This is a genomic window from Haloarcula vallismortis ATCC 29715, assembly GCF_000337775.1.
GTDB classification, from domain to species: Archaea; Halobacteriota; Halobacteria; order Halobacteriales; family Haloarculaceae; genus Haloarcula; species Haloarcula vallismortis.
This window is the reverse complement of the sequence record NZ_AOLQ01000025.1, coordinates 100,059-119,192: the sequence shown is the minus strand read 5'-3', so window position 1 is coordinate 119,192 and position 19,134 is coordinate 100,059. Positions and strand designations below refer to the sequence as shown.

The 19,134-nt window shown below is 64.3% G+C and carries 21 protein-coding genes; 12 read left to right on the top strand and 9 right to left on the bottom strand.

Translation table 11 applies throughout. The features are described from left to right. Positions 1-9: 9 nt before the first annotated feature. Both C437_RS20540 and corA read left to right on the top strand, forming a co-directional pair. Positions 10-180, top strand: coding sequence for a hypothetical protein (locus C437_RS20540; protein WP_004516256.1), 171 nt, complete (start codon positions 10-12; stop codon positions 178-180). Next, positions 177-1,154, top strand: coding sequence for a magnesium/cobalt transporter CorA (corA, locus tag C437_RS07170; protein WP_004516255.1), 978 nt, complete (start codon positions 177-179; stop codon positions 1,152-1,154). The genes C437_RS20540 and corA overlap by 4 nt, the downstream gene beginning before the upstream one ends. Here corA and C437_RS07165 read toward each other — a convergent pair. Both C437_RS07165 and C437_RS20535 read right to left on the bottom strand, forming a co-directional pair. Beyond that, the gene (locus C437_RS07165) at positions 1,149-2,375 is read right to left on the bottom strand and encodes a tripartite tricarboxylate transporter permease (RefSeq protein WP_004516254.1); all 1,227 of its coding nucleotides are present in this window, start codon (positions 2,373-2,375) and stop codon (positions 1,149-1,151) included. The genes corA and C437_RS07165 overlap by 6 nt on opposite strands. A gap of 52 nt (positions 2,376-2,427) precedes the next feature. Further along, a complete protein-coding gene (locus C437_RS20535) occupies positions 2,428-2,586 on the bottom strand; it encodes a hypothetical protein (RefSeq protein WP_169331084.1) in 159 nt (52 codons plus the stop codon). A gap of 68 nt (positions 2,587-2,654) precedes the next feature. Between C437_RS20535 and C437_RS07160 the strand changes: the two genes are divergently transcribed. The 3 genes from C437_RS07160 to C437_RS07150 are packed head-to-tail and all read left to right on the top strand — an operon-like array spanning position 2,655 to position 6,998. Further along, positions 2,655-3,878, top strand: a complete 1,224-nt coding sequence (locus C437_RS07160) for a molybdopterin molybdotransferase MoeA (protein ID WP_004516253.1) — start codon at positions 2,655-2,657, stop codon at positions 3,876-3,878. Further along, positions 3,875-5,755, top strand: coding sequence for a molybdopterin biosynthesis protein (locus C437_RS07155; protein ID WP_079992073.1), 1,881 nt, complete (start codon positions 3,875-3,877; stop codon positions 5,753-5,755). The genes C437_RS07160 and C437_RS07155 overlap by 4 nt, the downstream gene beginning before the upstream one ends. 16 nt (positions 5,756-5,771) lie before the next feature. Further along, positions 5,772-6,998: an iron-containing alcohol dehydrogenase family protein gene (locus C437_RS07150; protein WP_004516251.1), complete on the top strand. Its 1,227-nt coding sequence runs from the start codon at positions 5,772-5,774 to the stop codon at positions 6,996-6,998. 248 nt (positions 6,999-7,246) lie between these two features. Here C437_RS07150 and C437_RS07145 read toward each other — a convergent pair whose 3' ends face one another. Continuing rightward, a complete protein-coding gene (locus tag C437_RS07145; RefSeq protein ID WP_004516250.1) occupies positions 7,247-8,416 on the bottom strand; it encodes an NAD(P)/FAD-dependent oxidoreductase in 1,170 nt (389 codons plus the stop codon). Positions 8,417-8,687: 271 nt separating this feature from the next. After that, the gene (locus C437_RS07140; protein WP_004516249.1) at positions 8,688-9,383 is read right to left on the bottom strand and encodes a ThuA domain-containing protein; all 696 of its coding nucleotides are present in this window, start codon (positions 9,381-9,383) and stop codon (positions 8,688-8,690) included. 363 nt (positions 9,384-9,746) lie between these two features. On the opposite strand from C437_RS07140, the gene C437_RS07135 reads away from it, so the two are divergent. The 3 genes from C437_RS07135 to C437_RS07125 all read left to right on the top strand — a co-directional run bounded on the left by C437_RS07135 (position 9,747) and on the right by C437_RS07125 (position 12,104). Then, positions 9,747-10,121, top strand: coding sequence for a winged helix-turn-helix transcriptional regulator (locus C437_RS07135; RefSeq protein WP_004516248.1), 375 nt, complete (start codon positions 9,747-9,749; stop codon positions 10,119-10,121). A gap of 46 nt (positions 10,122-10,167) precedes the next feature. Next, positions 10,168-10,578: a CoA-binding protein gene (locus C437_RS07130; protein ID WP_004516247.1), complete on the top strand. Its 411-nt coding sequence runs from the start codon at positions 10,168-10,170 to the stop codon at positions 10,576-10,578. Between the two features lie 68 nt (positions 10,579-10,646). Next, positions 10,647-12,104, top strand: coding sequence for a lipase maturation factor family protein (locus C437_RS07125; protein ID WP_004516246.1), 1,458 nt, complete (start codon positions 10,647-10,649; stop codon positions 12,102-12,104). 9 nt (positions 12,105-12,113) lie between these two features. Here the strand turns inward: C437_RS07125 and C437_RS07120 are convergent, their stop codons facing one another. Then, positions 12,114-12,497: a thiol-disulfide oxidoreductase DCC family protein gene (locus C437_RS07120; protein WP_004516245.1), complete on the bottom strand. Its 384-nt coding sequence runs from the start codon at positions 12,495-12,497 to the stop codon at positions 12,114-12,116. Positions 12,498-12,576: 79 nt separating this feature from the next. Between C437_RS07120 and C437_RS20530 the strand changes: the two genes are divergently transcribed. The 3 genes from C437_RS20530 to C437_RS07110 all read left to right on the top strand — a co-directional run bounded on the left by C437_RS20530 (position 12,577) and on the right by C437_RS07110 (position 13,472). Further along, complete coding sequence (locus tag C437_RS20530) at positions 12,577-12,753, top strand: hypothetical protein (protein WP_004516244.1); 177 nt, start codon at positions 12,577-12,579, stop codon at positions 12,751-12,753. A gap of 53 nt (positions 12,754-12,806) precedes the next feature. Continuing rightward, complete coding sequence (locus C437_RS07115; RefSeq protein WP_004516243.1) at positions 12,807-13,049, top strand: BolA/IbaG family iron-sulfur metabolism protein; 243 nt, start codon at positions 12,807-12,809, stop codon at positions 13,047-13,049. 72 nt (positions 13,050-13,121) lie between these two features. Further along, the gene (locus C437_RS07110; RefSeq protein WP_004516242.1) at positions 13,122-13,472 is read left to right on the top strand and encodes a glutaredoxin family protein; all 351 of its coding nucleotides are present in this window, start codon (positions 13,122-13,124) and stop codon (positions 13,470-13,472) included. 16 nt (positions 13,473-13,488) lie between these two features. Here C437_RS07110 and C437_RS07105 read toward each other — a convergent pair whose 3' ends face one another. After that, positions 13,489-13,668: a DUF5786 family protein gene (locus tag C437_RS07105; RefSeq protein WP_004516241.1), complete on the bottom strand. Its 180-nt coding sequence runs from the start codon at positions 13,666-13,668 to the stop codon at positions 13,489-13,491. 172 nt (positions 13,669-13,840) lie between these two features. On the opposite strand from C437_RS07105, the gene C437_RS07100 reads away from it, so the two are divergent. Continuing rightward, positions 13,841-15,763 carry a beta-CASP ribonuclease aCPSF1 gene (locus tag C437_RS07100; protein ID WP_004516240.1) on the top strand — a complete coding sequence of 641 codons (1,923 nt, stop codon included), beginning with the start codon at positions 13,841-13,843 and terminating at the stop codon, positions 15,761-15,763. A gap of 7 nt (positions 15,764-15,770) precedes the next feature. Here the strand turns inward: C437_RS07100 and C437_RS07095 are convergent, their stop codons facing one another. Genes C437_RS07095 through moaA form a run of 3 tightly spaced genes read right to left on the bottom strand, consistent with a single transcriptional unit; the run spans position 15,771 to position 19,058 of the window. Next, positions 15,771-16,784, bottom strand: a complete 1,014-nt coding sequence (locus C437_RS07095; protein ID WP_004516239.1) for a DHH family phosphoesterase — start codon at positions 16,782-16,784, stop codon at positions 15,771-15,773. 54 nt (positions 16,785-16,838) lie between these two features. Further along, positions 16,839-17,924: a putative sulfate/molybdate transporter gene (locus C437_RS07090; RefSeq protein ID WP_004516238.1), complete on the bottom strand. Its 1,086-nt coding sequence runs from the start codon at positions 17,922-17,924 to the stop codon at positions 16,839-16,841. Positions 17,925-17,975: 51 nt separating this feature from the next. Next, positions 17,976-19,058, bottom strand: coding sequence for a GTP 3',8-cyclase MoaA (gene moaA / locus C437_RS07085; protein ID WP_004516237.1), 1,083 nt, complete (start codon positions 19,056-19,058; stop codon positions 17,976-17,978). Positions 19,059-19,134 lie beyond the last annotated feature (76 nt).

Sequence of the window (19,134 nt, the reverse complement as noted above, 5' to 3'; positions counted from 1 at the left end):
AACGGAGGCATGAATCGGTTGTTCGTCGCGGGCGTGGCGCTCACGCTCGTCGGCATTGCCGGCTACGCCGTCGGGACGACCGTCGCCTACCCCGGCCGGTCCGCGTCGGTAACGGCGGTCATGGTCGGCCTGACGGTGGCCGCTGTCGGTCACTCCACGCCAGCGGAGGACACGCCGTGATTTCCGCGGTGGTGTACGCCGACGAACAGGCAATAGAGTACGACGACTTGGCGGCCGCCCGAACCGCGGTCGGGACGACGTGGATCCACGTCACCGACGCGACACCCGATGAGGTCGAGACCGTCAGCTCCGTTTTCGACCTCCACCCGCTGGCTATCGAGGACATCAAGAACGACGTCCGAGCGAACGTGCAGGAGTTCAACGGCTACACGTTCGTCCTCGTCAAGTCCGCATCGCTCACGGCCGGCGATACGACCTTCGACAAAGAGGTGAAGACGACACCGCTGGGCCTGTTCATCGGTCTCGACTGGGTCGTCACGTTGTCATCCGGCTCCGTTCCGTCCGTCCAGCGCGTGATGGACGCCGTCGGCCGCGGGGACGAGCGACTCCTCCACCGCGGGCCGGACTTCACTGCCTACCGGGTCATCGACGTTATCGTGGACGCGTACTTCGACCTGCTCGACGAGATTGAAACGGATATCGAGGCGATAGAGGAGGAGGTGACGGCCTCCACCGACATCGAGACGCTCGAACGGATCAACGACGTCCGCCGTGACCTGCTCTCGTTCCGCAAGCAGGTCTGGCCCGCCCGCGAAGCCATCGGTATCCTCGCTCGTGGCGACCCCAAAGAAATCCAGCCACAGACGGAGAAGTACTTCCGGGATGTGTACGACCATCTGGTCCAGATTGTCGATCTGACTGAGACCTACCGCGACCTAGTGGCGGGGGCGCGGGACATCTACCTGAACACGGTGTCGCAGTCCACCAACGAGGTGATGAAGATGCTCACTGTCGTCGCGACCATCTTCATCCCCCTGACGTTCGTCGTCGGCATCTACGGGATGAACTTCGCCGACAGCCCGTACAACATGCCGGAACTGGGTTGGACGTTCGGCTATCCCGCGGTGATGATCGGCATGGCGGTCATCGTCGCAGTGATGCTTATCCACTTCCGCCAGCGGAACTACCTATAGCGCCAGCGGGACGAGCAACACCCCCATCAGGGTCGTCCGCCGCGCCCCGAACCGCGGGGGCAGGTGGCCCACTGCGGTCGCGGCCCCGAACGCCCCCACGCCGATTAGTCCCGCAAACAGTGCGGAGAGACAGACGAGCAACCCAATTACCGTCAACGAGAGGTGCGTCGGGTCCAGTTGGCCGACAGTTCGGAGGTAGCGGTCACCCAGTGTCGGGACGAGTACTGCGCCAGCGACGGCTGCGATAGCGACCCCGGCGAGCAGCACTGGGAGCACAAGCGGTACGTCGACCCGGTCGAGCGCGACGAGAACGCCGGTCCGGGGCGTTCCGAGCGAAACGAGCGCGAACAGCGCGAAGACCGCCGTCGCCGTATTGACACCGCTTGTCGTGACGATGAACGCCCGCGGCCCGCGCTCGGCGACCAACCCCAGCGCAAGGGTTGCCGCGACGGCGCTGGAGACACCCGGAATGTAGCCGACAGCGCCACCACAGAGCGTCCCAACGCCCGCGAGAACGCCGACGGTCCGGGGCGGCGTCGTCACCGCCACGTCGGCCTGTGGCGGGACGCCTTCTCCCTTGATGGCGGCCAGAAGCACCGGCGCGCCGAACAGCCCCGAGAACAGCGGGACCAGCACGTCCGACACGGGCAACGCTCCAGCTACCGGCGCGTCAAGCAGGCCGATTCCGAGCAGACCGCTAGCGGCAAGCGAACACGCCGCCCCGATCTGCTGACGGCGGCCGTGCTCCGTGACAACGAGGAGGACAGCGACCCCTGCGAGCAGTACCGACAGCCACGGCCGGAGTAGCGGATAGGCTCGTTCCATCAGGAGTGTGAGTGGAACCGCCAGCGGGACGGCAAACACGACGGCCAGCCCGCTGCCAAGCGCCGACAGGCGAAGCGCCTCCCGACCACGACCCTCGATGACCAGCTGGTGACTCGGCAGCGCGCTAGCCGCCATTGCCGGGTCCGGTACGCCAAGCGCTAGCGCCGGAATCACGTCGAGAAAAGTGTGTGTTACCCCGGCAGCCAGCATCGCGACACCGACGTAGAGCCGTGGCCCGGGCAGACTGCTCGCCGCGGCGGCGAGCAAAAGCGCGAACGTGTTGGCGTGCAACCCCGGAACAAGCCCGCTGAGCGTGCCCAGTCCGACCCCCGCGCCGACCGCAGCGAGTAGCGCGAGCGTCGCTGTCGGGTCGATGACGGGAGTCCCCGGTAGCATACGGAGGTATGGCCCCGTTCCAGTACTTGAATCTCAGCGACGCTCGGTCCGGCTAGTCCTCTTCAGCGTGGTGTGGCCCCACCGGACCATGCTCGGGGCAGGTGCCGGCGATAGGCGTGGCGTTGAGACAGCAGTGCCGACTATCGGTCGCGACCAGGCCCGTCGAGAGTTCCCGGCCACAGAGGCGACAGCGGAGGTCCGAATCGGCCATACAGCCCTTTCCGGCCGGAGCCCCGTGAACCTGGCGAGCTTTTTGGTGTGCCGGCCATTCGTACACACATGAGCAACGAGTCCCGAAAGTCGGCCGGGTTCAAAGACCGTACCCCGGTGACGACAGCCAGGGAGGCGCTGCTGGACGCAGTGGCCCCACACGAGCGGACGGAGCGCGTCCCGCTTCGCGACGCCGACGAGCGCGTCGTTGCGGGGGAAATCACTGCCCAGCGAGCGGTCCCCCACTACCGACGCGCGGCGATGGACGGCTTCGCCGTCAGAGCTGAGGACACGTTCGGCGCGAGCCAGCGGTCGCCGGCGTCGCTCCGAGTCGGCGAGACAGTGACCACAGGAACAGCCGCCCGCGTCCACACGGGCAGTGAACTCCCCGATGACGCAGACGCCGTCGTGATGGTCGAGGAGACCGAGGTGGCCGGCGACACCGTCACCGTGTTCGACGCGGTCGCGGGCGGCGAGAACGTCGCCCCCGTCGGCGAGGACGTAGCGGAAGAGCAGACCCTCTACGAGGATGGCCACAGGCTCCGCCCATCTGACCTCGGGCTGTTGAAATCAGTCGGGAACGACACTGTCGAGGTGTACGAGCGACCGACCGTCAGCGTGATACCGACCGGGGAGGAGCTGGTGCAGGACGACCCGGAACCAGGAGAGGTAATCGAGACGAACGGTCAGACCGTCACCCAGTACGTCGAACGCTGGGGCGGCGACGCAAGCTACCGCGACATCGTCACCGACGACGTGGACGCGCTCCGGACGGCCATCAGCGACGATCTCGACCACGATATCGTGGTGACGACCGGCGGCTCCTCCGTCGGCGAGCGCGACCTGCTCCCGGAGGTCGTCGACGGAATCGGCGAGGTGCTGGTCCACGGCGTCGCGCTGAAGCCGGGCCATCCGGTCGCACTCGGTGTGGTCGAGGAGACGCCGATTCTCATGCTACCGGGGTATCCGGTCGCCTGCATCGTCAACGCCGTCCAGTTCCTCCGGCCGGCGCTCCGGCGGGCCGGCCACCTCCCGGCGACAGAACCGCCGACCACCGAGGCCGAACTGACGCGGAAGATAGCCAGCGAACCGGGGACCAGAACCTACGCCCGGGTGGAACTGCACGGCGCAGACGCGAACGAACAGCCGACTGCGACGCCGACGCGAGCCAGCGGCTCCGGTGTGCTCTCCAGCGTCGCGCTCGCGGACGGCTGGGTCGTCGTGCCGGAGTCCGTCGAGGGGTACGACGCCGGCGACACCGTGGCCGTCGAAGACTGGGAGTGGTCCCAGTGAGCGACCGCCGCGAGTTCCGCGACTTGGCTTCGCCCGAGGAGGCTCACGAGGTCGTCGCGGGTCTCGACATCGACCCTGCCCCGGAGACGGTCCCGCTCTCGGACGCCCGGGACCGCGTGCTCGCTGAGCGGGTCGACGCTGACATCGACGTACCGGGGTTCGACCGTGCGAGCATGGACGGCTACGCGGTCCGTGCCAGGGACACCTTCGGCGCTGACGAGGCCGACCCGGTGGCGCTGTCGGTCGCCGGCGAGGTTCACGCTGGCGAGGAGCCCGACGTGACCGTCGAGTCGGGCTCTGTCGCCGAGATTTCCACCGGCGCGGTGATGCCTCCCGGTGCGGACGCTGTCGTGATGGTCGAGCGGACGACCGAGACGGACGACGGCGTCGAGATACGCACCTCCGTCGCGCCCGGTGACAACGTGATGCTCGCCGGCGCGGACATCGCGGCTGGGGCGCGGGCACTCGGTCCCGGAACGCGAATCACGCCACGCGAAATCGGGCTCCTGTCGGCGCTGGGCGTCGACGAGGTTCCGGTGCGTGGCCGCCCCCGTGTCGGCATCCTCTCGACCGGCGACGAACTCGTCCGGCCCGGGAACCCCCTCGACAGCGCCGCCGGCCAAATATACGACGTGAACAGCTACACGCTTGCAGGTGCAGTCGCGGAGGCCGGCGGCGACCCAGTGATGTACCCTCACGCTGGCGACGACTACGCGGAGATGGAGCGGTTGCTCCACGAGGCGGCCGACGAGTGCGACCTCGTCCTCTCCTCGGGGTCGACCAGCGCGAGCGCGGTCGACGTCATCTACCGCGTCATCGAGGAGCGCGGCGAACTCAGGCTCCACGGCGTCGCTGTCAAACCCGGCAAGCCGATGCTCGTGGGTACCATCGGCGACTCGGCCTACGTCGGTCTGCCCGGGTATCCAGTGTCGGCGCTGACCATCTTCCAGACGTTCGTCGCGCCGGCAGTCCGGGACGCCGCTGGGAGGGACCCGCCACAGACGGCCACGGTGTCCGGAACGATGGCGGTCCAGGAACGCTACGGCGAGGGCCGCAGACGCCTCATGCCGGCCGGACTCATCGAGGATGGGACCGGGTCGCTGCTGGTCTACCCCGTCGACAAGGGCAGCGGCGCGACGACGAGCCTCGTCGACGCGGACGGCTTCGTCGACGTACCGCCGGGGACCGACTACCTCGCCGAGGGGGAAACGGTCGACGTGACGCTGTTCTCCCCGGCCGTCAGGCCGCCGACGCTCCTGGGTATGGGCGAGGATGACCCGCTCCTCTCGCGCCTGCTCGACACAATCGACCGCCCGCGGTATCTCCCGCTCGGGTCGACTGAAGGACTCCGCCGCCTCGGCAACGGCGTACCCGACGCTGCTGTCGTCGCGGGTCCAACCGCCAGCGACCACGACACGGCCGATATCGGCGGCTGGCAGCGCGAGTGGGGCCTCATCGTCGGCCCAGAGAGCGACGTGGCCGGCCTGGGCGACCTCGTCGACGGGGACTACCGCTTCGTCAACCGCGACACCGCCTCCGGCCTGCGGCGGAGCTTCGACGACGAACTCGACGCACTTGGCGATGAACGCGGCGTCGGCCGCGCCGAAGTCATCGACGCCATCGACGGCTACGAACTGACGACAAAGGCACACGAAAGTCCCGCACGGAAGGTCCTGGCAGGCGATGTGGACGCTGGGCTCGGGCTTCGCGCCACGGCGGCGAAACTCGGCCTCGGATTCGTCCCGCTCGGGACCCAGCCGGTCCGGGTCCTCGCGAACCCAGACCGCCGGGGGAAAGCCAGCGTCGGCGCGCTCGCCGAGACCCTCGACAACCTCGACTCGCTGACCGACGGGATGGCCGGAATGGAGTCGCAGTGAGCCGGAGTGGTTCACGGTGACGCCCAACCCACCGGTCGCCGGCGACCTCGCCGCCCCGTTTCGGTTCGACTACGACCCCGCAACGCTCCGATACGCCCCCGACGCCGCGCGGTCGCTGGGTGCAGAGTTGGACGCACAGGGCTACGACCGTGCGCTGGTCGTCTGTGGCACGACCGTCGGTGCAACGCCGGCCGTGATGGACCCCGTGCGGGCGGGGCTCGGCGACCGACTGGCGGGTGTCTTTGCGGAAACGACGCCAGCCAAGCGGCTCGGAACCGCCTACGACGGGCTCGAACGGTTCCGCGAGGTGGACGCAGACTGCCTCGTCGCCGTCGGCGGCGGGAGTAGCCTCGACGTAGCGAAGATTATCAGTATCCTCGCGGCCACCGACCGCGACCCAGCCGCCGTCGGTCGGGCCTTCGTTGACGCCGGAACGATAGCTGTCCCCGAAGCGGGTCTGCCGCCTATTCTGGCCGTCCCGACGACGCTGGCAGGCGCTGATCTCTCTATCGTTGCCGGAGTCACGGCCCACCCCGACACCTGTCCCGTTGACCGACCGGCCAGCGGCGGCGTCAGCGACCCGGACCTGATGCCCACAGCGGTCTGTTACGACCCCGATCTGATTGCGACGGCACCCCGGTCGGTCCTCGCCGCGTCGGCGATGAACGGCTTCGACAAGGGTATCGAGACGCTGTACGCGGCCACCGCGACGCCGATAACCGACGCGACGGCGTCACGCGGGCTCGACCTCTTTACGCAGGCACTGCGTGCGTTCGGCGACGGCGACGACGACCCGTGGGTGTATCAGTCGCTTGCGCAGGGCACCATGCTCGTCCAGTACGGTATCGCCCGGGCCGATGGGACGACTCTCTCCTTGCTCCACGCATTCGGTCACGGGCTGACCCGGACCTACGAGGTCCAGCAGGGCGCGGCCCACGGAGTCATTGCTCCGCACGCGCTCTCGTATCTCTTCGAACAGGTCGACGGTCGGCGGTCGCTGCTTGCTGAGTCACTCGGTGTCGGTGATGAGGCCGACCCCGCTGCTGCGGTCGTTGACCGGGTGAGTGACGTGGTGGTAGCGCTGGGTCTCCCCACGCGACTCCGAGATGTCGCCGGCCCCGACCGCGATGCGTTCCCCGAAGTCGCCGACGCCGTCCTCGAAGATTCCTTCATGGCGAATGCCCCACCAGAACTGGAACCAACCCAAGAGGATATTGTCGGTGTGTTAGAGTCGGCCTGGTAGTGCCTCGATTGGGACGGGTCGAAGGCAAAACAGCATACCGCGCGAGCGGAGCGAGCGCGGTTTCACCCCGAGTGCGCTCGCAGAGCGCGACTCGGAGGTCGTTTGTAGCGTAGATTTTTGCGAGCCGGGCGGGACCGAAGGTCCCGCTAGCCGTGCGAACGGGCGCTCCGCGCCCGTGAGCAGAAAGTGGTGCCCGCAGCACGCTCGAAGAGCGTGCGGGGAAACCCCTGTAGTAAAAAAGGGACTCGCTACATGTCGGGCCAGGCCTTGGCGGCCCGACCGACACTCGTAACGTCGTTGATCCAGCGGGCGGCAATCGCCTTCTTCAGCAGTTTTGCCGGCAGTCCGCCGAAGGTTTCGATAGGCACGTTCACCACGTCGTGGGCGACAGCTTTCTCCCCAACCGAGACGACTGTCCCCTTGTCTTTGTGGGTCCAGGTCTTCAGGGGCTGGCCTCGTGCCGCTCGGGCGAGGTTCTCACCGGCGACTTCGGCGGCCTGCCAGGCGGCCTGAGCGGTCGGCGGCGCGGGCTGGTCGCCGGGCTGGTCGATCAGCGCCGAGTCACCGATGGCAAACACCCGCTCGTTCTCGGTCTGGAAGTTTCCTTCCGCGTGGACGCGATGATTCCGTTCATCCTTGTCGAGGTCGACATCCTGCATGCAGTCCCGGCCCGTGATACCACCCGTCCAGACCAGCACGTCGTAGTCGAGTTCGTCCTCGTCACCGATGTACACGGTCTCCTCGTCGACCTCGCCGATGAACTCCCCGCATTTGATGTTCACGTCGGCGGCTTCCAGGCGCTTGCGCAGAGCGCCCTGAAGCTCGGGGTCGCTGTTTGGCAGGACCTGGTCGAGGCCTTCGACGAGGTGAATTCCGATGGGCGCGTTGTGTTCGTCACGGAACTCGGCAACCTCGCCGGCGGTCTGGATGCCAGAGAGGCCAGCGCCGCCGATGACGACCTGCGCGGGGTCGTTCGTGGAGGCCTCACGAGCGGCCTGCTGAATATTGTCGTGGATATCGAGTGCGTCGTCGAGGCTCTTGAGCGTCAGCGCGTGCTCTTCGAGCCCGTCGATCCCGAAGAATGCAGTCTGCGAGCCCAGCCCCACGAGCAGATAATCGTACTCGACGGTGTCGGACTCGGCCAGTTCCACTTCCTGGGCGTCGGTGTCGATACCGACGACCTCGTCCTGAATGAACGCCGTCGAGGGCTGCTTGATTTCGTGGACGGGAATGGCGATATTCTCCTGTACACTCGGGTCCCGGATACAGCGGTGGGACTCGTGTAACACCAGATGATAATCCGTCTCGGAGACCCACGTGACGTCAACGTCCGTCTCACCGTCTAACTCGTCCTCTAAACTCTTGATTGCCCCCGCGCCAGCGTACCCCGCTCCGAGCACGACCACGTTCTCTGTCATAGGCCACTCTCCGGAGTCATTAGATACAAACCCTTTGGAATCGGTCTACGGCTCCGCTGTTGTCCTCGCATACTGGCTCATGGTCGTAGTCTCGCCTCCTAAGTTTGCAGTCGCCTTCGGCCACCACCCCGAGAGAAAACAGAGCCTACCGTCCCTGAAGCCACCTCCTAATCATATAGTTACAGATTCGAGCGGCCGTTTCCAGACGGTCGATTGAACAGAGGGCAGATCAGTCGACGGTCAACAGGCACCACAGTGGTTGCCCTGATCGTCAGGACGGTCCGGCGCTGGGTTGGTCGGGCTCATTCGGCGCGGCCCATGCAACGGCGTTGTGCAAGAGTTTCTGGACGACCGGCCGGTGGTATACCGGAAACGTCTCGTGGCCAGGTTGGAAGTAGAATATCCGCCCCGCACCACGGTAGTAACAACACCCGCTGGGAAATACCGTGCCGTCATCGCACCAGCTTACAGTCACCAGAGTGTCGGGTATCGGCAGGTCGAATCCCTTTCCGTAGATCTCGGCACGTTCGAGTTCGAACTCCTCGGGAAGTCCGGCGGTAACGGGATGGCTCGCTTCGACGACCCAGACGTGTTCACGCTCGCCCTCTTCGCGCCAGCGCAGGGTGCCAGTCGTTCCCATGAGCGCCTCGAACGGCTTCGATTCGTGACTGGAGTGGAGCGGAATGAACCCCGTTCCGTCACGGACAGCCTGCTCGACGCGGCTCGCAGCCCCATCGCTGACGGCATCATGTGCGACATCGCCCCACCACAGCAACACGTCAGTTTCGGCGAGTACCGCCTCAGTTAGTCCGTGGGCAGGGTCATCGAGTGTCGCTGTCTGAACGGTGTGGCCGTATGAAGTAAGCATCTCAGCCAAGGTCGTGTGGATTCCGTCCGGGTACATCGCGTTGGCAGGACCTGTCGCCCGTTCGTGGCGGTTTTCGTTCCACACGGTGACTGCAACCATACAAGAATACACTGAATAACCGGAGAAAAATATGACTACTCCGTTCCGGGCGAAAATAACCGTACTAATGTCAGGAGTAATCGAGGTGGTTTCCGTCCCAGCCCAGCTATCATACGGGTTTTCTCCTGTGAACAGGGTAAACAGCCGATTCGACGACCTGTGAAATAATTGAAACCGCCTGCGGCGGTAGCCGTGTCAGGAAGCCATGATTAGGTTCCACACAGGTATCTTGGCTTGCAGTTCTTGCCAGACATCGGTGCGCGAGAGTCCACTCCGTCTCTCGATGTGGTCCCCAAACGATGGATTCCGGCTACCCGCACAGGGGTAGTTATTAGCCGGCCGCGACCGAAATCACGACAAGATATGAGCGATTCACCGGAGAAGCTCTCCGTCTGGTGTGCTGGCGAGGACTGGTGTCCGATAACCACGACGGCGTCTCTTATCGGGAAGAAGTGGCACCCTGTTATCATCCACCGACTGCTTGAGAACGGCCCCTCTGGATTTAACGAACTCAAAGAGAACGTCGACGGGATTTCGTCCAAAGTGCTCTCTGACAGCCTCGAAGACCTACAGGAGAAGGGGCTCGTCGACCGAGAAGTAATCAACGAACAGCCGTTTCGCGTCAATTACTCGCTCACCGAACACGGGGAGTCACTGGAGTCCGTAATCACCGAAATGGCAGCGTGGGGCGAGACCTACCTACAGGAACCGACAGCGTCCGACGAGCGCGCAGAATAGGTCCCGCAGGCAATCGCTTTTATTGGTGCCCCACGAACTGTCGTGTATGCCTGTTACTTCGGACGACGAACTCCAAGAGATTCTCGAACTGGACCGCGTCGCCGTCGTCGGGTGTTCGACCAGCCCCGGCAAGGACGCACACGAGATACCGAAGTACCTCACCGAACAGGGGTACGAAGTGATACCGGTCAACCCCTTCGCTGACGAGATATTCGGGCAGAAGGCCTACGACTCACTGGCAGAGGTTCCCGGCGACATCGATATCATCGATGTGTTCAGGCCCAGCGACGAGGTCAGTGATATCGTTGATGCGGCCTTGGAACGCGACGACGACGCCGTCATCTGGCTCCAGCTCGGCATCCACGACGATGATGCTGTCGAGCGCGCCGAGGCGGCCGGCCGCCGCGTCGTCCAGGACCGCTGTATGAAGCCGACACACCAGCAACTACTGGCCTGAAAGCAGGTAACGGCTGAGACAGCCGCCGCCCGGTACGGTTTAGTTCGTGGCTGGGCCACATCGGGTGTATGCTGCTGTGGGAGCCAGAGACGTACTGGCTCGTCCGGGTTCTGTTCCACCGGGCGCTGGCGGTCATTTACCTGCTGGCGTTCATCATCGCAGCCAGACAGTTCCGTCCGCTTGCGGGCGAGGACGGCCTGTTGTCGATACAGCAGTACGTCGACCGCCACGAGTTCCGTGAGCGCCCCAGTCTGTTCTATCTCTATCCGGACGACCGCGTCATCGGCAGCACAGCCTGGGTCGGCGTCGGGCTCTCAGTGCTGGCACTCGTCGGCTTTCCGTCGTGGCTCCCGCGCCCGTACGCGGTCCCCGTGTCGATGCTGCTGTGGCTCCTGCTGTGGGCGCTGTACCTCTCCTTTGTCAACGCCGGCCAGACCTTCTACGGCTACGGCTGGGAGTCGATGCTGCTGGAGACCGGCTTCCTCGCGGCATTTCTCGGCGCGGGGCCAGCAGGGCCTCCGGTCGCTGTCGTGTGGCTCCTCAAGTGGGTACTGTTCCGCAATATGTTCGGGGCCGGACTCATCAAACTGCGCGGGGACGACTGCTGGCGGGACCTCACTGCACTGGACTACCACTACGAAACACAGCCGATTCCGAACCCGGTGAGCTGGTACGCCCATCACCTCCCCGACCGGTTCCACCGGATAGAGGTGCTTGGAAACCACGTCATCGAGGTCGCTGTGCCGTTCCTCTACTTCGCGCCACAGCCGTGGGCGTCAGTAGCGGGAGTGGCAACCATCGGCTTTCAGGGCTGGCTCATGTTGACTGGCAACTTCTCGTGGCTCAACGCTCTCACTATCGTTCAGGCTATCGCGACGTTCAGCGACGGCGTTCTCACGTCGATACTCCCCGTCGTCGCACCGAACACGAGCGCGCCGCCGCTGTATCTGCAGGCGCTGTCGATGGTACTCGCGGTGGTCGTCGTTTGGCGGAGTATCGACCCGGTCCGGAACATCCTCTCAGAACAGCAGGTGATGAACACCGCCTTCGATCCGCTCCGGCTAGTCAACACCTACGGCGCGTTCGGCTCAATCACCCGGACCCGCTATGAAATAGTCGTTCAGGGGACCACCGACGAGGTCGTCACGGCCGACACGGAGTGGCGAGCCTACGAATTCAAAGGCAAGCCAACGGACACAGCACAGCGACCGCGGCAGGTCGCACCCTATCACTACCGGCTGGACTGGCAGTTGTGGTTCGCGGCGATGGCTCCCTCACCTCATCGGAGTCCGTGGTTCCTCGCGTTGCTGGACCGGCTACTGGCTGGCGATGAGGCCACCGAGGACCTCCTCGCTTCTGTGCCGTTTGCGGAGACCACACCCACGCACATTCGCGCGGTCCGCTATCGGTATCGGTTCACGACACCCAAAAAGCGCCGCCAGACAGGTCAGTGGTGGGAGCGTGAACGTGTCGGCACCTACGTCAGCCCGGTCAGCGACGGTGACCTGCGACTGGACAGAGTCTGAGACGGTTCGTCAGTCAGAATCGTCCCTGCGCGCTGGCGGCGTCTTCGACATGACCTGCCCCCACTTCGAACGGTTATCGGCGACCCGCCGATAGGCCCGCTCGCGGACTCGCTCGTAGTCCTCGAACTGCCGGAGAAACGAGACCAGCGGCCGCGCCGGCTTGCCCACGTCGGTGTATGTGAGCGCTGTCTCGATGGATTCCCCGCAGGAATACACGTCTTCATCGGTCACCAGGTGCGAACAGGATTCGTAGTCGTCTGGCAGTCGCTCCAGTAGGTCGCCGTCTAGCTGAGAGAAGCCGACGATTTCGAGGTCGGACCGTTCGTCGATGAAGTCGGCCCACCACGTGCAGAAACCGCAGTCGTCGTCATAGACGAGCGTTGCGTCGCTCATAGACGAGCTACGTACCCGGGGCACAAACACCTGTGGTTCAGCCGGCAGGAATTTACAGCCGGTCATCGCAGGCACGGACATGGAACGGTTCGTCGAACTGGTCGTAGCCGGCGGGTTGGCCCTGGTAGCCGGGCTTTGGACCGTCCGGCTTGCGGCCGCGTTTTCGGCGCTCTGGCTTGGCGGAGTCGCGCTTGCGCTTCTGGGAGTGGCCGCCCTTGGGGTCGGTATCGCCCGGGAACTGTCACCCAATTGGTGAGCGACGTCCCTGTGACGCCAACTGTTTTGCCTGCCGCTCTCTTCAGAGCGCGTATGGATGAGGATGCCGTCGCCGAACTGATCGAGGAAGCGCTTCCGGAAGCACAGGCGACAGTCACCACACCGCGGGACCCCGACGACGACAAACACTACGCCGTACGCGTGGTTTCGCCGGCGTTCGAGGGCGAGTCGCTGGTCGACCAGCACCAGCTCGTCCACGACGCGCTGGGGGACCATCTCACCCGCGACATTCACGCCATCGAGCTGACGACCCTGACGCCTGAGGAAGCCGAGTAGCCGTGTATCTCGGCGGTGCGGCGTTGTTCGACCCGTCGGTACGCCTTTATTGCCGACGCTGTTAGTGATGGTATGGCATTCGAGCCCGAAGAACTCTCCCCGGATGAAGTCACGGATCAGGTAGACAACGTCATCGAGGACAACGAGGTTGTCCTGTTCATGAAAGGCAACGAGCTGATGCCACAGTGTGGCTACTCGAAGAAGGCCCTCGGACTGCTGCAACAGCACCGCGACGACATCGAAACAGTGGACGTACTCAAGGCTACCGACGCGTACCGGGAGGCCCTAGAGCGCCACAGCGGGCGCGAGACAATCCCCCAGACGTTCGTCGACGGGGAGTTCATCGGCGGCAGTGACATCCTCGAACAGCTCGACGAGCGCGGCGAACTCGCCGAAAAAGTCGGTCAGGGAGCGCCGTTCTAAGGGTCAGTCGAAGGCGTTACTCCTCGTCCTCGTCTTTCATGTCGCCGAGTTTGTCGACGAGATCGCTCGTGGTCGCCTCCGTCTCGAAGGAGACCGATCCGTCGTGGTCGTTCTCGTGGACCGCGACACCCTCGCTGTCGTCCGCGTCTACGTCGTTGTCCTTCTGTTCGGATTCATCGTAGCTACCAAAGCCCATATAGATACATCTCGCAGTCGCACACTAAAACTCGCCGGTTCCTGCCAATGTACGGGCCGTACTGACACAGCAAAACAAGCAAAGGTTCTTTACCATGGTCGCACTCCGGCTAGATAACGGCAATTGAGGGCCGTGGTTTTCCGACGGCTATCGGGCCTCCATCTCCAAACTTATGAGTTCCGCAGACGAAACACTTGATCGAATCAAAGCACAGGTCGAAGAAGAGACACCGGACGACATCGAAATCGAATCTGTCGCGTTCGAGGGACCGGAACTAGTTATTTACACGCCGGACGCGCAGACGGTCGCTAACCGCGACGGCATCGTCAGAAACCTCGCACAGACGCTTCGTAAACGAATCAACGTTCGCCCCACGCAAGAAGCCCTCGTTCCGCCAAACGAAGCCCGGGCCCGAATCACACAGACGATACCGGAAGACGCTGGCGTCCAGAATCTAGATTTCGACCGCCAGACCGGCGAAGTGTTTATCGAGGCCGAAAAGCCCGGTCGCGTCATCGGCCGTCACGGGGCAACCCTCGACGAAATCTCGGCTTCCGTCGGCTGGACCCCTGAGGTCGTCCGGACGCCGCCGATGGAGTCATCGACCGTCTCAAACGTCCGGAATTATCTCAAGCAGGAACGTGACGAACGGCGTGATATCCTCCAGCGCGTCGGCCGCCAGATCAACCGCCCCACCACGAGCGACGAGGACTGGGTTCGACTCACGACACTGGGCTGCTGTCGTGAGGTCGGGCGCGCCGCCTTCATCCTCTCGACGCCGGAATCCCGCATCCTCATCGACTGCGGTGACAAGCCCGGTGCCGAGGGCGAGGTCCCGTATCTCCAGGCGCCCGAAGCGCTCGCCGCGGGGCCGAACTCCCTCGATGCCGTCGTCCTGACCCACGCCCACCTCGACCACTCCGCACTCATTCCTATCCTCTTCAAGTACGGCTACGACGGGCCGATCTACACGACCGCGCCAACCCGGGACCTGATGGGGCTGCTCCAGCTGGATTATCTGGATGTGGCCTCGAAAGAAGGTCGCACTCCGCCCTACGAGAGCCAGCAGGTCCGTGACGCGCTGAAACACACGATTCCACTGGAGTTCGGCAACGTCACCGACATCGCACCGGATATCAAGCTCACGATGCACAACGCCGGCCACATCCTCGGGTCGGCGGTATGTCACTTCCACATCGGCGAAGGGCGGTACAACGTCGCCTTCTCCGGTGACATTCACTATAAGGACACCCGCCTGCTCGACGGCGCTGTCAACGACTTCCCACGGGTGGAGACGCTGGTGCTGGAGTCGACCTACGGCGGCAAGAACGACTACCAGACCGACCAGTCCGACTCCGAGCGCGTTCTCAGGGACGTTATCAACGAGGCCCACGAAAACGACGGCAAAATCCTGATTCCGGCCTTCGCCGTCGGTCGGTCGCAAGAACTCATGCTCGTCCTCGAAGAGGCGATGCGGGAAGGCGACATCCCGACAATGCCGGTGTACTTAGACGGGATGATTCGGGAGGCGACGGCCATCCACACCGCGTATCCGGAGTATCTCCGGGACGACCTCCGACAGCGCATCCTGTACGAGGACGAAAACCCGTTCCTCGCCGAGCAGTTCGAGCAGGTCGACGGCGGCGACGAGATGCGTCAGGACATCGCCGACGACGAGCCGGCGATCATCCTGACGACCTCTGGGATGGTCACTGGCGGCCCCGTGATGTCCTGGCTCCGCCTGCTGGGCAGCGACCCGGACAGCACGATGGCCTTTGTCGGGTATCAGGCTGAAGGGACGCTCGGCCGCCAGATCCAGCGCGGTCAGGACGAGATTACGCTCGGCGACACGAGCGGGCCACGCGCTGAACGGGTGAGCCTCAAGATGAACATCGAGACGGTCGACGGCTTCTCCGGCCACGCTGACCGGCAGGGCCTCGAATCGTTCGTCGAGACGATGCACCCGCGGCCGGAGAAAATCCTCTGTGTCCACGGTGACGCGTCCACGACCAACCAACTGTCCTCTGCGCTGTACCAGAAATTCAACATGCGGACCCACAACCCGAAGAACCTGGAAACGTTCCGGTTGTCCTGACGGCGGCTCAGTTGTCTTCTGAGAGGTTCAACCCGGCGAACAGCCGCGCCGAAATCACTTGCTCGACGATGTCGACGAGGACGGTGTCATCACTCGTGTAATCAGCGAAGATACCGAGTGGCACCTCCCCGCCGGCCATCTCCCGGTGGCCGCCCGCGCTTCCGACGTCGCCCAACGAGTCGTTCAACACGTCGCCGATATTGACCCGGGAATCCGTCGACCGGGCACTGAGATGGATGGTGTCCTCGACGATACCGAAGACGATGGCTGTCTCAACGCCCTCCAGGGTCGCCAGGTAGTCGGCCGCCTGCGGCAGGGCGTCCCGCTCCGGCGTCCGCCCGACGTGTGAGATCAGCACCGACCCACGGACCGTCCGGTTCTCGATGGCGTCCGCGATTGCGTCGACGGTCGCGCCGCTGACTGACGGCGAAGATAGCTGTCGAAGCAGGTCCGCGTCGGCCGTTTCAGTCAGAAAGCCGGCGGCCCCGTACTCGTCCGGGGTCACGCCGCGCAGGAACCCCAGCGTCTCCCGACGGATCGCAAACAGCAGCGCGGTCGCCAGTCGGTCGTCAAGTTCGATCTCGAGGTCCCGCAGGTACTCGGTCAGTATCGTCGCCGTTGCCCCGCTCTCCACGCGGTGATCGACGAACCGGGCTCGGATGTCCTCGGCGGGATGGTGGTCGATGACGATGTCGACCGAGACATCTTCGGGAACGCGGTTGTTCGACCCCGGTATCGAGTGGTCGACGAAAGCAAGCAGTTCCGAGGAGTCCCGGTCTGTTACGTCAGCCGCATCGAACTCCCGGAGGTCCATCTCAAGCAGATTGACGAACGAGCGGTTCTGCTGGTGAGATATCTCGCCGCTGTAGAGGATTCGCCGCTCGTCGATGCCGACGGCGGCCGCGATGCGACCGAGTGCGAGCGCGCTAGCCAGACAGTCTGGGTCGGGGTTGTTGTGGCAGACGATAGTGAGTGATTCGGCTTCTCCAAGCAGGTTTTCGAGTTCCGTTGCAGGGCGCATCTATTAGTCGTCCCTTCGACCTCCTGATACAAGCGTGTGGGGGCCGGCCCGCGGTCACACCTTGGCGCGCAGTTGCTGGACGAGAACGCCGAGGACGAGTGCAAGGCCGAGGTTGACGAGCACACCGAAGACGCCGATCGCCGCGACCACTGTCAGATCATCCGTTCTGGAAACCCCGGTCCAGCCCAGCTGAAGCGCGATCAGCACCAGAATGACGCCGAGCAGCGCCGTCGGGTAGGCCGCGATAACGCCGACAGCGAGAAACGCGGTCAGCACGTAGCCCGCGCCGAGTATCAGGTTCGCGCCGGGCGTTCTGGCACCGAAGGCATACTTCCCGGCGACGCCACCGCTCCCGTGACACATCGGGAATGCGCCAAAGGGGACCGCAGCAAGGTTCATCAGCCCCATGCTGTTTGAGAGCTGGTCCACAGACACGTCCCGGTCGAAGTAATCCGCGAGCAAGACCGACGTGGCGAGGGCGGCGTTGCCGACCGTGACCGCAATCTGGGCGAGGACGGCTTCCGCCGTCTGCGCCGATAGCGTCATGCTCGGGAGCATAAACATAGCGTCAACACCGGGGACCGCTGGCGTCGGCATCCCGGTCTCCGCGAGGGCAAGGGCGGCTCCAACGGCGAAGACGGCGAAGGCGCTCTGCCCGCTGTGGCCCAGGAGCGCGAAAACAGCCACTACACCGATAGCGACAGCCACGAGCCGCAGGTCGGTGAGTCCGAGACCGATGCCGGTTTCTAGCAGGACCAGCGCGACGCCGAGTTGCACCCCCCGAACGACAGTGTCATCGACGTACTGATTGACGGTTTCGAGTGATTGCGTCGTTCCGAGCACGAGCAGGATACCGGCCAGCAAAAGCCCCGCGACGACCAGTTCACCGGTGGAGATGGTTCCGGCGATGACCAGTGCGGCGAAGGCCTTCATCGGCTCGACCGATATTGGGACGCCGTAGTACAGCCCCCAGACGACCTGAAAAACGCCGAACCAGACGAGCATGACCGGGAGCGAGAGCTCCGTCAGCACGGCGACGGCCACGACGACCGGCAGCACCGTTGCCGAGTCCCCGACCGCACCGGTCAGTTCGTTCCACGACAGCGAAACCGTCGTCTGGTCGCGGAACGTGAAACTCATCCTGGCCGGTTTTCACGATGGAACAGTAAGAGCGTTTGCCCGCGGCGGTCGCTACTCCGAGTACTCGTAGGGCGCACGGTCCCCGTCGGTGTCGATGTACTCCTCGTTTATCTCCCACTCGCCATCTTCTGTTTCGACCATATACTCGCCGTAGTAGGGGACGCGGGTGTCGACTGTCTCGCGGAACGCATCGCGCATCGACTCCTTGGTCGTGCCGATGTCACGCAGGTCGTCGTTTCGGTTCAGACAGCCCTTGAGGTAGCCGTCGTGGGTGAGCCGCACGCGGTGACAGTTCGCACAGAAGTTCTTGTTGCCGACGGGATCGACGATTTCGACCATCCCGCTGTTGCGGTTGTTGACCGGTTCCGTCCGTATCCCGCCGTCGGACGCGGCCAGTGATGTTGTAGCGCCGCTACTTTCGACCGCCGCGTCGCTGCTGTGCATCCAGTAGCGCTTGCGGTCGTGCATCTCGCGGTGTTCGACTTTGTCGGCGCGGTCCTCAAGCCAGTCGTGGACCCGGTCGATGTCGATGGCCCACTCCGGGTGGCCCGCCAGTTCAGGCATGTACTCGATGAGCTGAAGCTGGAGGCCGGGGTTCTCGGCGACGTGGTCGACCATCTTCGGGACGTAGCCCGCGGTCGGCTCGAAGACGACCATATTGAGCTTTACCGGTTCGAGGCCGGCGTCCAGCGCCGCTTCCACGCCTTCGAGGACGCGGTCGTAAGCCCCGCTCTGGGTCAGTTCGGCGAAGGCCTCGCTATCGAGGGCGTCCTGCGAGACGTTGACTCGCTCGAGTCCGGCGTCGACGAGGTCCGGGGCGCGGCCGGGAAGGAAGGTGCCGTTGGTCGTCATCGACACCTCCATCTCGTCGGGTGCGCGCCGGACGATCTCCTCTAGGTCCTCCCGGAGCATCGGCTCCCCGCCAGTGAACTTCACCGAGTCGACGCCGAATTCGGCGGCGACTTCGAGGAAGGCCACGATGGTGTCGGCAGTGAGTTCGTCGTCCTGTGCCTCCATCGGGCCCCGTGTGTCGCCCAGCCCCTCGTTGTGGCAGTAGACGCAGTCGAAGTTACACCGGTCGGTGAGGGAGACGCGGACACCGGAGACCTCGCGACCGAAGTCGTCTTCGAGCATATCCTTGCTAACTGTTCACAGCACAGCCTATTAAATGGCGTGACTGCTCCAGTGCCGTCGTCGGACACAGGGTAAC

Coding starts and splice junctions, on each gene's coding strand:
- C437_RS20540 (WP_004516256.1), top strand. CDS start 10: ATGAATCGGTTGTTCGTCGCGGGCGTGGCGCTCACGCTCGTCGGCATT.
- C437_RS07165 (WP_004516254.1), bottom strand. CDS start 2,375: ATGCTACCGGGGACTCCCGTCATCGACCCGACAGCGACGCTCGCGCTA.
- C437_RS20535 (WP_169331084.1), bottom strand. CDS start 2,586: ATGGCCGATTCGGACCTCCGCTGTCGCCTCTGTGGCCGGGAACTCTCG.
- C437_RS07160 (WP_004516253.1), top strand. CDS start 2,655: ATGAGCAACGAGTCCCGAAAGTCGGCCGGGTTCAAAGACCGTACCCCG.
- C437_RS07145 (WP_004516250.1), bottom strand. CDS start 8,416: ATGACAGAGAACGTGGTCGTGCTCGGAGCGGGGTACGCTGGCGCGGGG.
- C437_RS07140 (WP_004516249.1), bottom strand. CDS start 9,383: ATGGTTGCAGTCACCGTGTGGAACGAAAACCGCCACGAACGGGCGACA.
- C437_RS07135 (WP_004516248.1), top strand. CDS start 9,747: ATGAGCGATTCACCGGAGAAGCTCTCCGTCTGGTGTGCTGGCGAGGAC.
- C437_RS07130 (WP_004516247.1), top strand. CDS start 10,168: ATGCCTGTTACTTCGGACGACGAACTCCAAGAGATTCTCGAACTGGAC.
- C437_RS07125 (WP_004516246.1), top strand. CDS start 10,647: ATGCTGCTGTGGGAGCCAGAGACGTACTGGCTCGTCCGGGTTCTGTTC.
- C437_RS07120 (WP_004516245.1), bottom strand. CDS start 12,497: ATGAGCGACGCAACGCTCGTCTATGACGACGACTGCGGTTTCTGCACG.
- C437_RS20530 (WP_004516244.1), top strand. CDS start 12,577: ATGGAACGGTTCGTCGAACTGGTCGTAGCCGGCGGGTTGGCCCTGGTA.
- C437_RS07115 (WP_004516243.1), top strand. CDS start 12,807: ATGGATGAGGATGCCGTCGCCGAACTGATCGAGGAAGCGCTTCCGGAA.
- C437_RS07110 (WP_004516242.1), top strand. CDS start 13,122: ATGGCATTCGAGCCCGAAGAACTCTCCCCGGATGAAGTCACGGATCAG.
- C437_RS07105 (WP_004516241.1), bottom strand. CDS start 13,668: ATGGGCTTTGGTAGCTACGATGAATCCGAACAGAAGGACAACGACGTA.
- C437_RS07100 (WP_004516240.1), top strand. CDS start 13,841: ATGAGTTCCGCAGACGAAACACTTGATCGAATCAAAGCACAGGTCGAA.
- C437_RS07095 (WP_004516239.1), bottom strand. CDS start 16,784: ATGCGCCCTGCAACGGAACTCGAAAACCTGCTTGGAGAAGCCGAATCA.
- C437_RS07090 (WP_004516238.1), bottom strand. CDS start 17,924: ATGAGTTTCACGTTCCGCGACCAGACGACGGTTTCGCTGTCGTGGAAC.
- moaA (WP_004516237.1), bottom strand. CDS start 19,058: ATGCTCGAAGACGACTTCGGTCGCGAGGTCTCCGGTGTCCGCGTCTCC.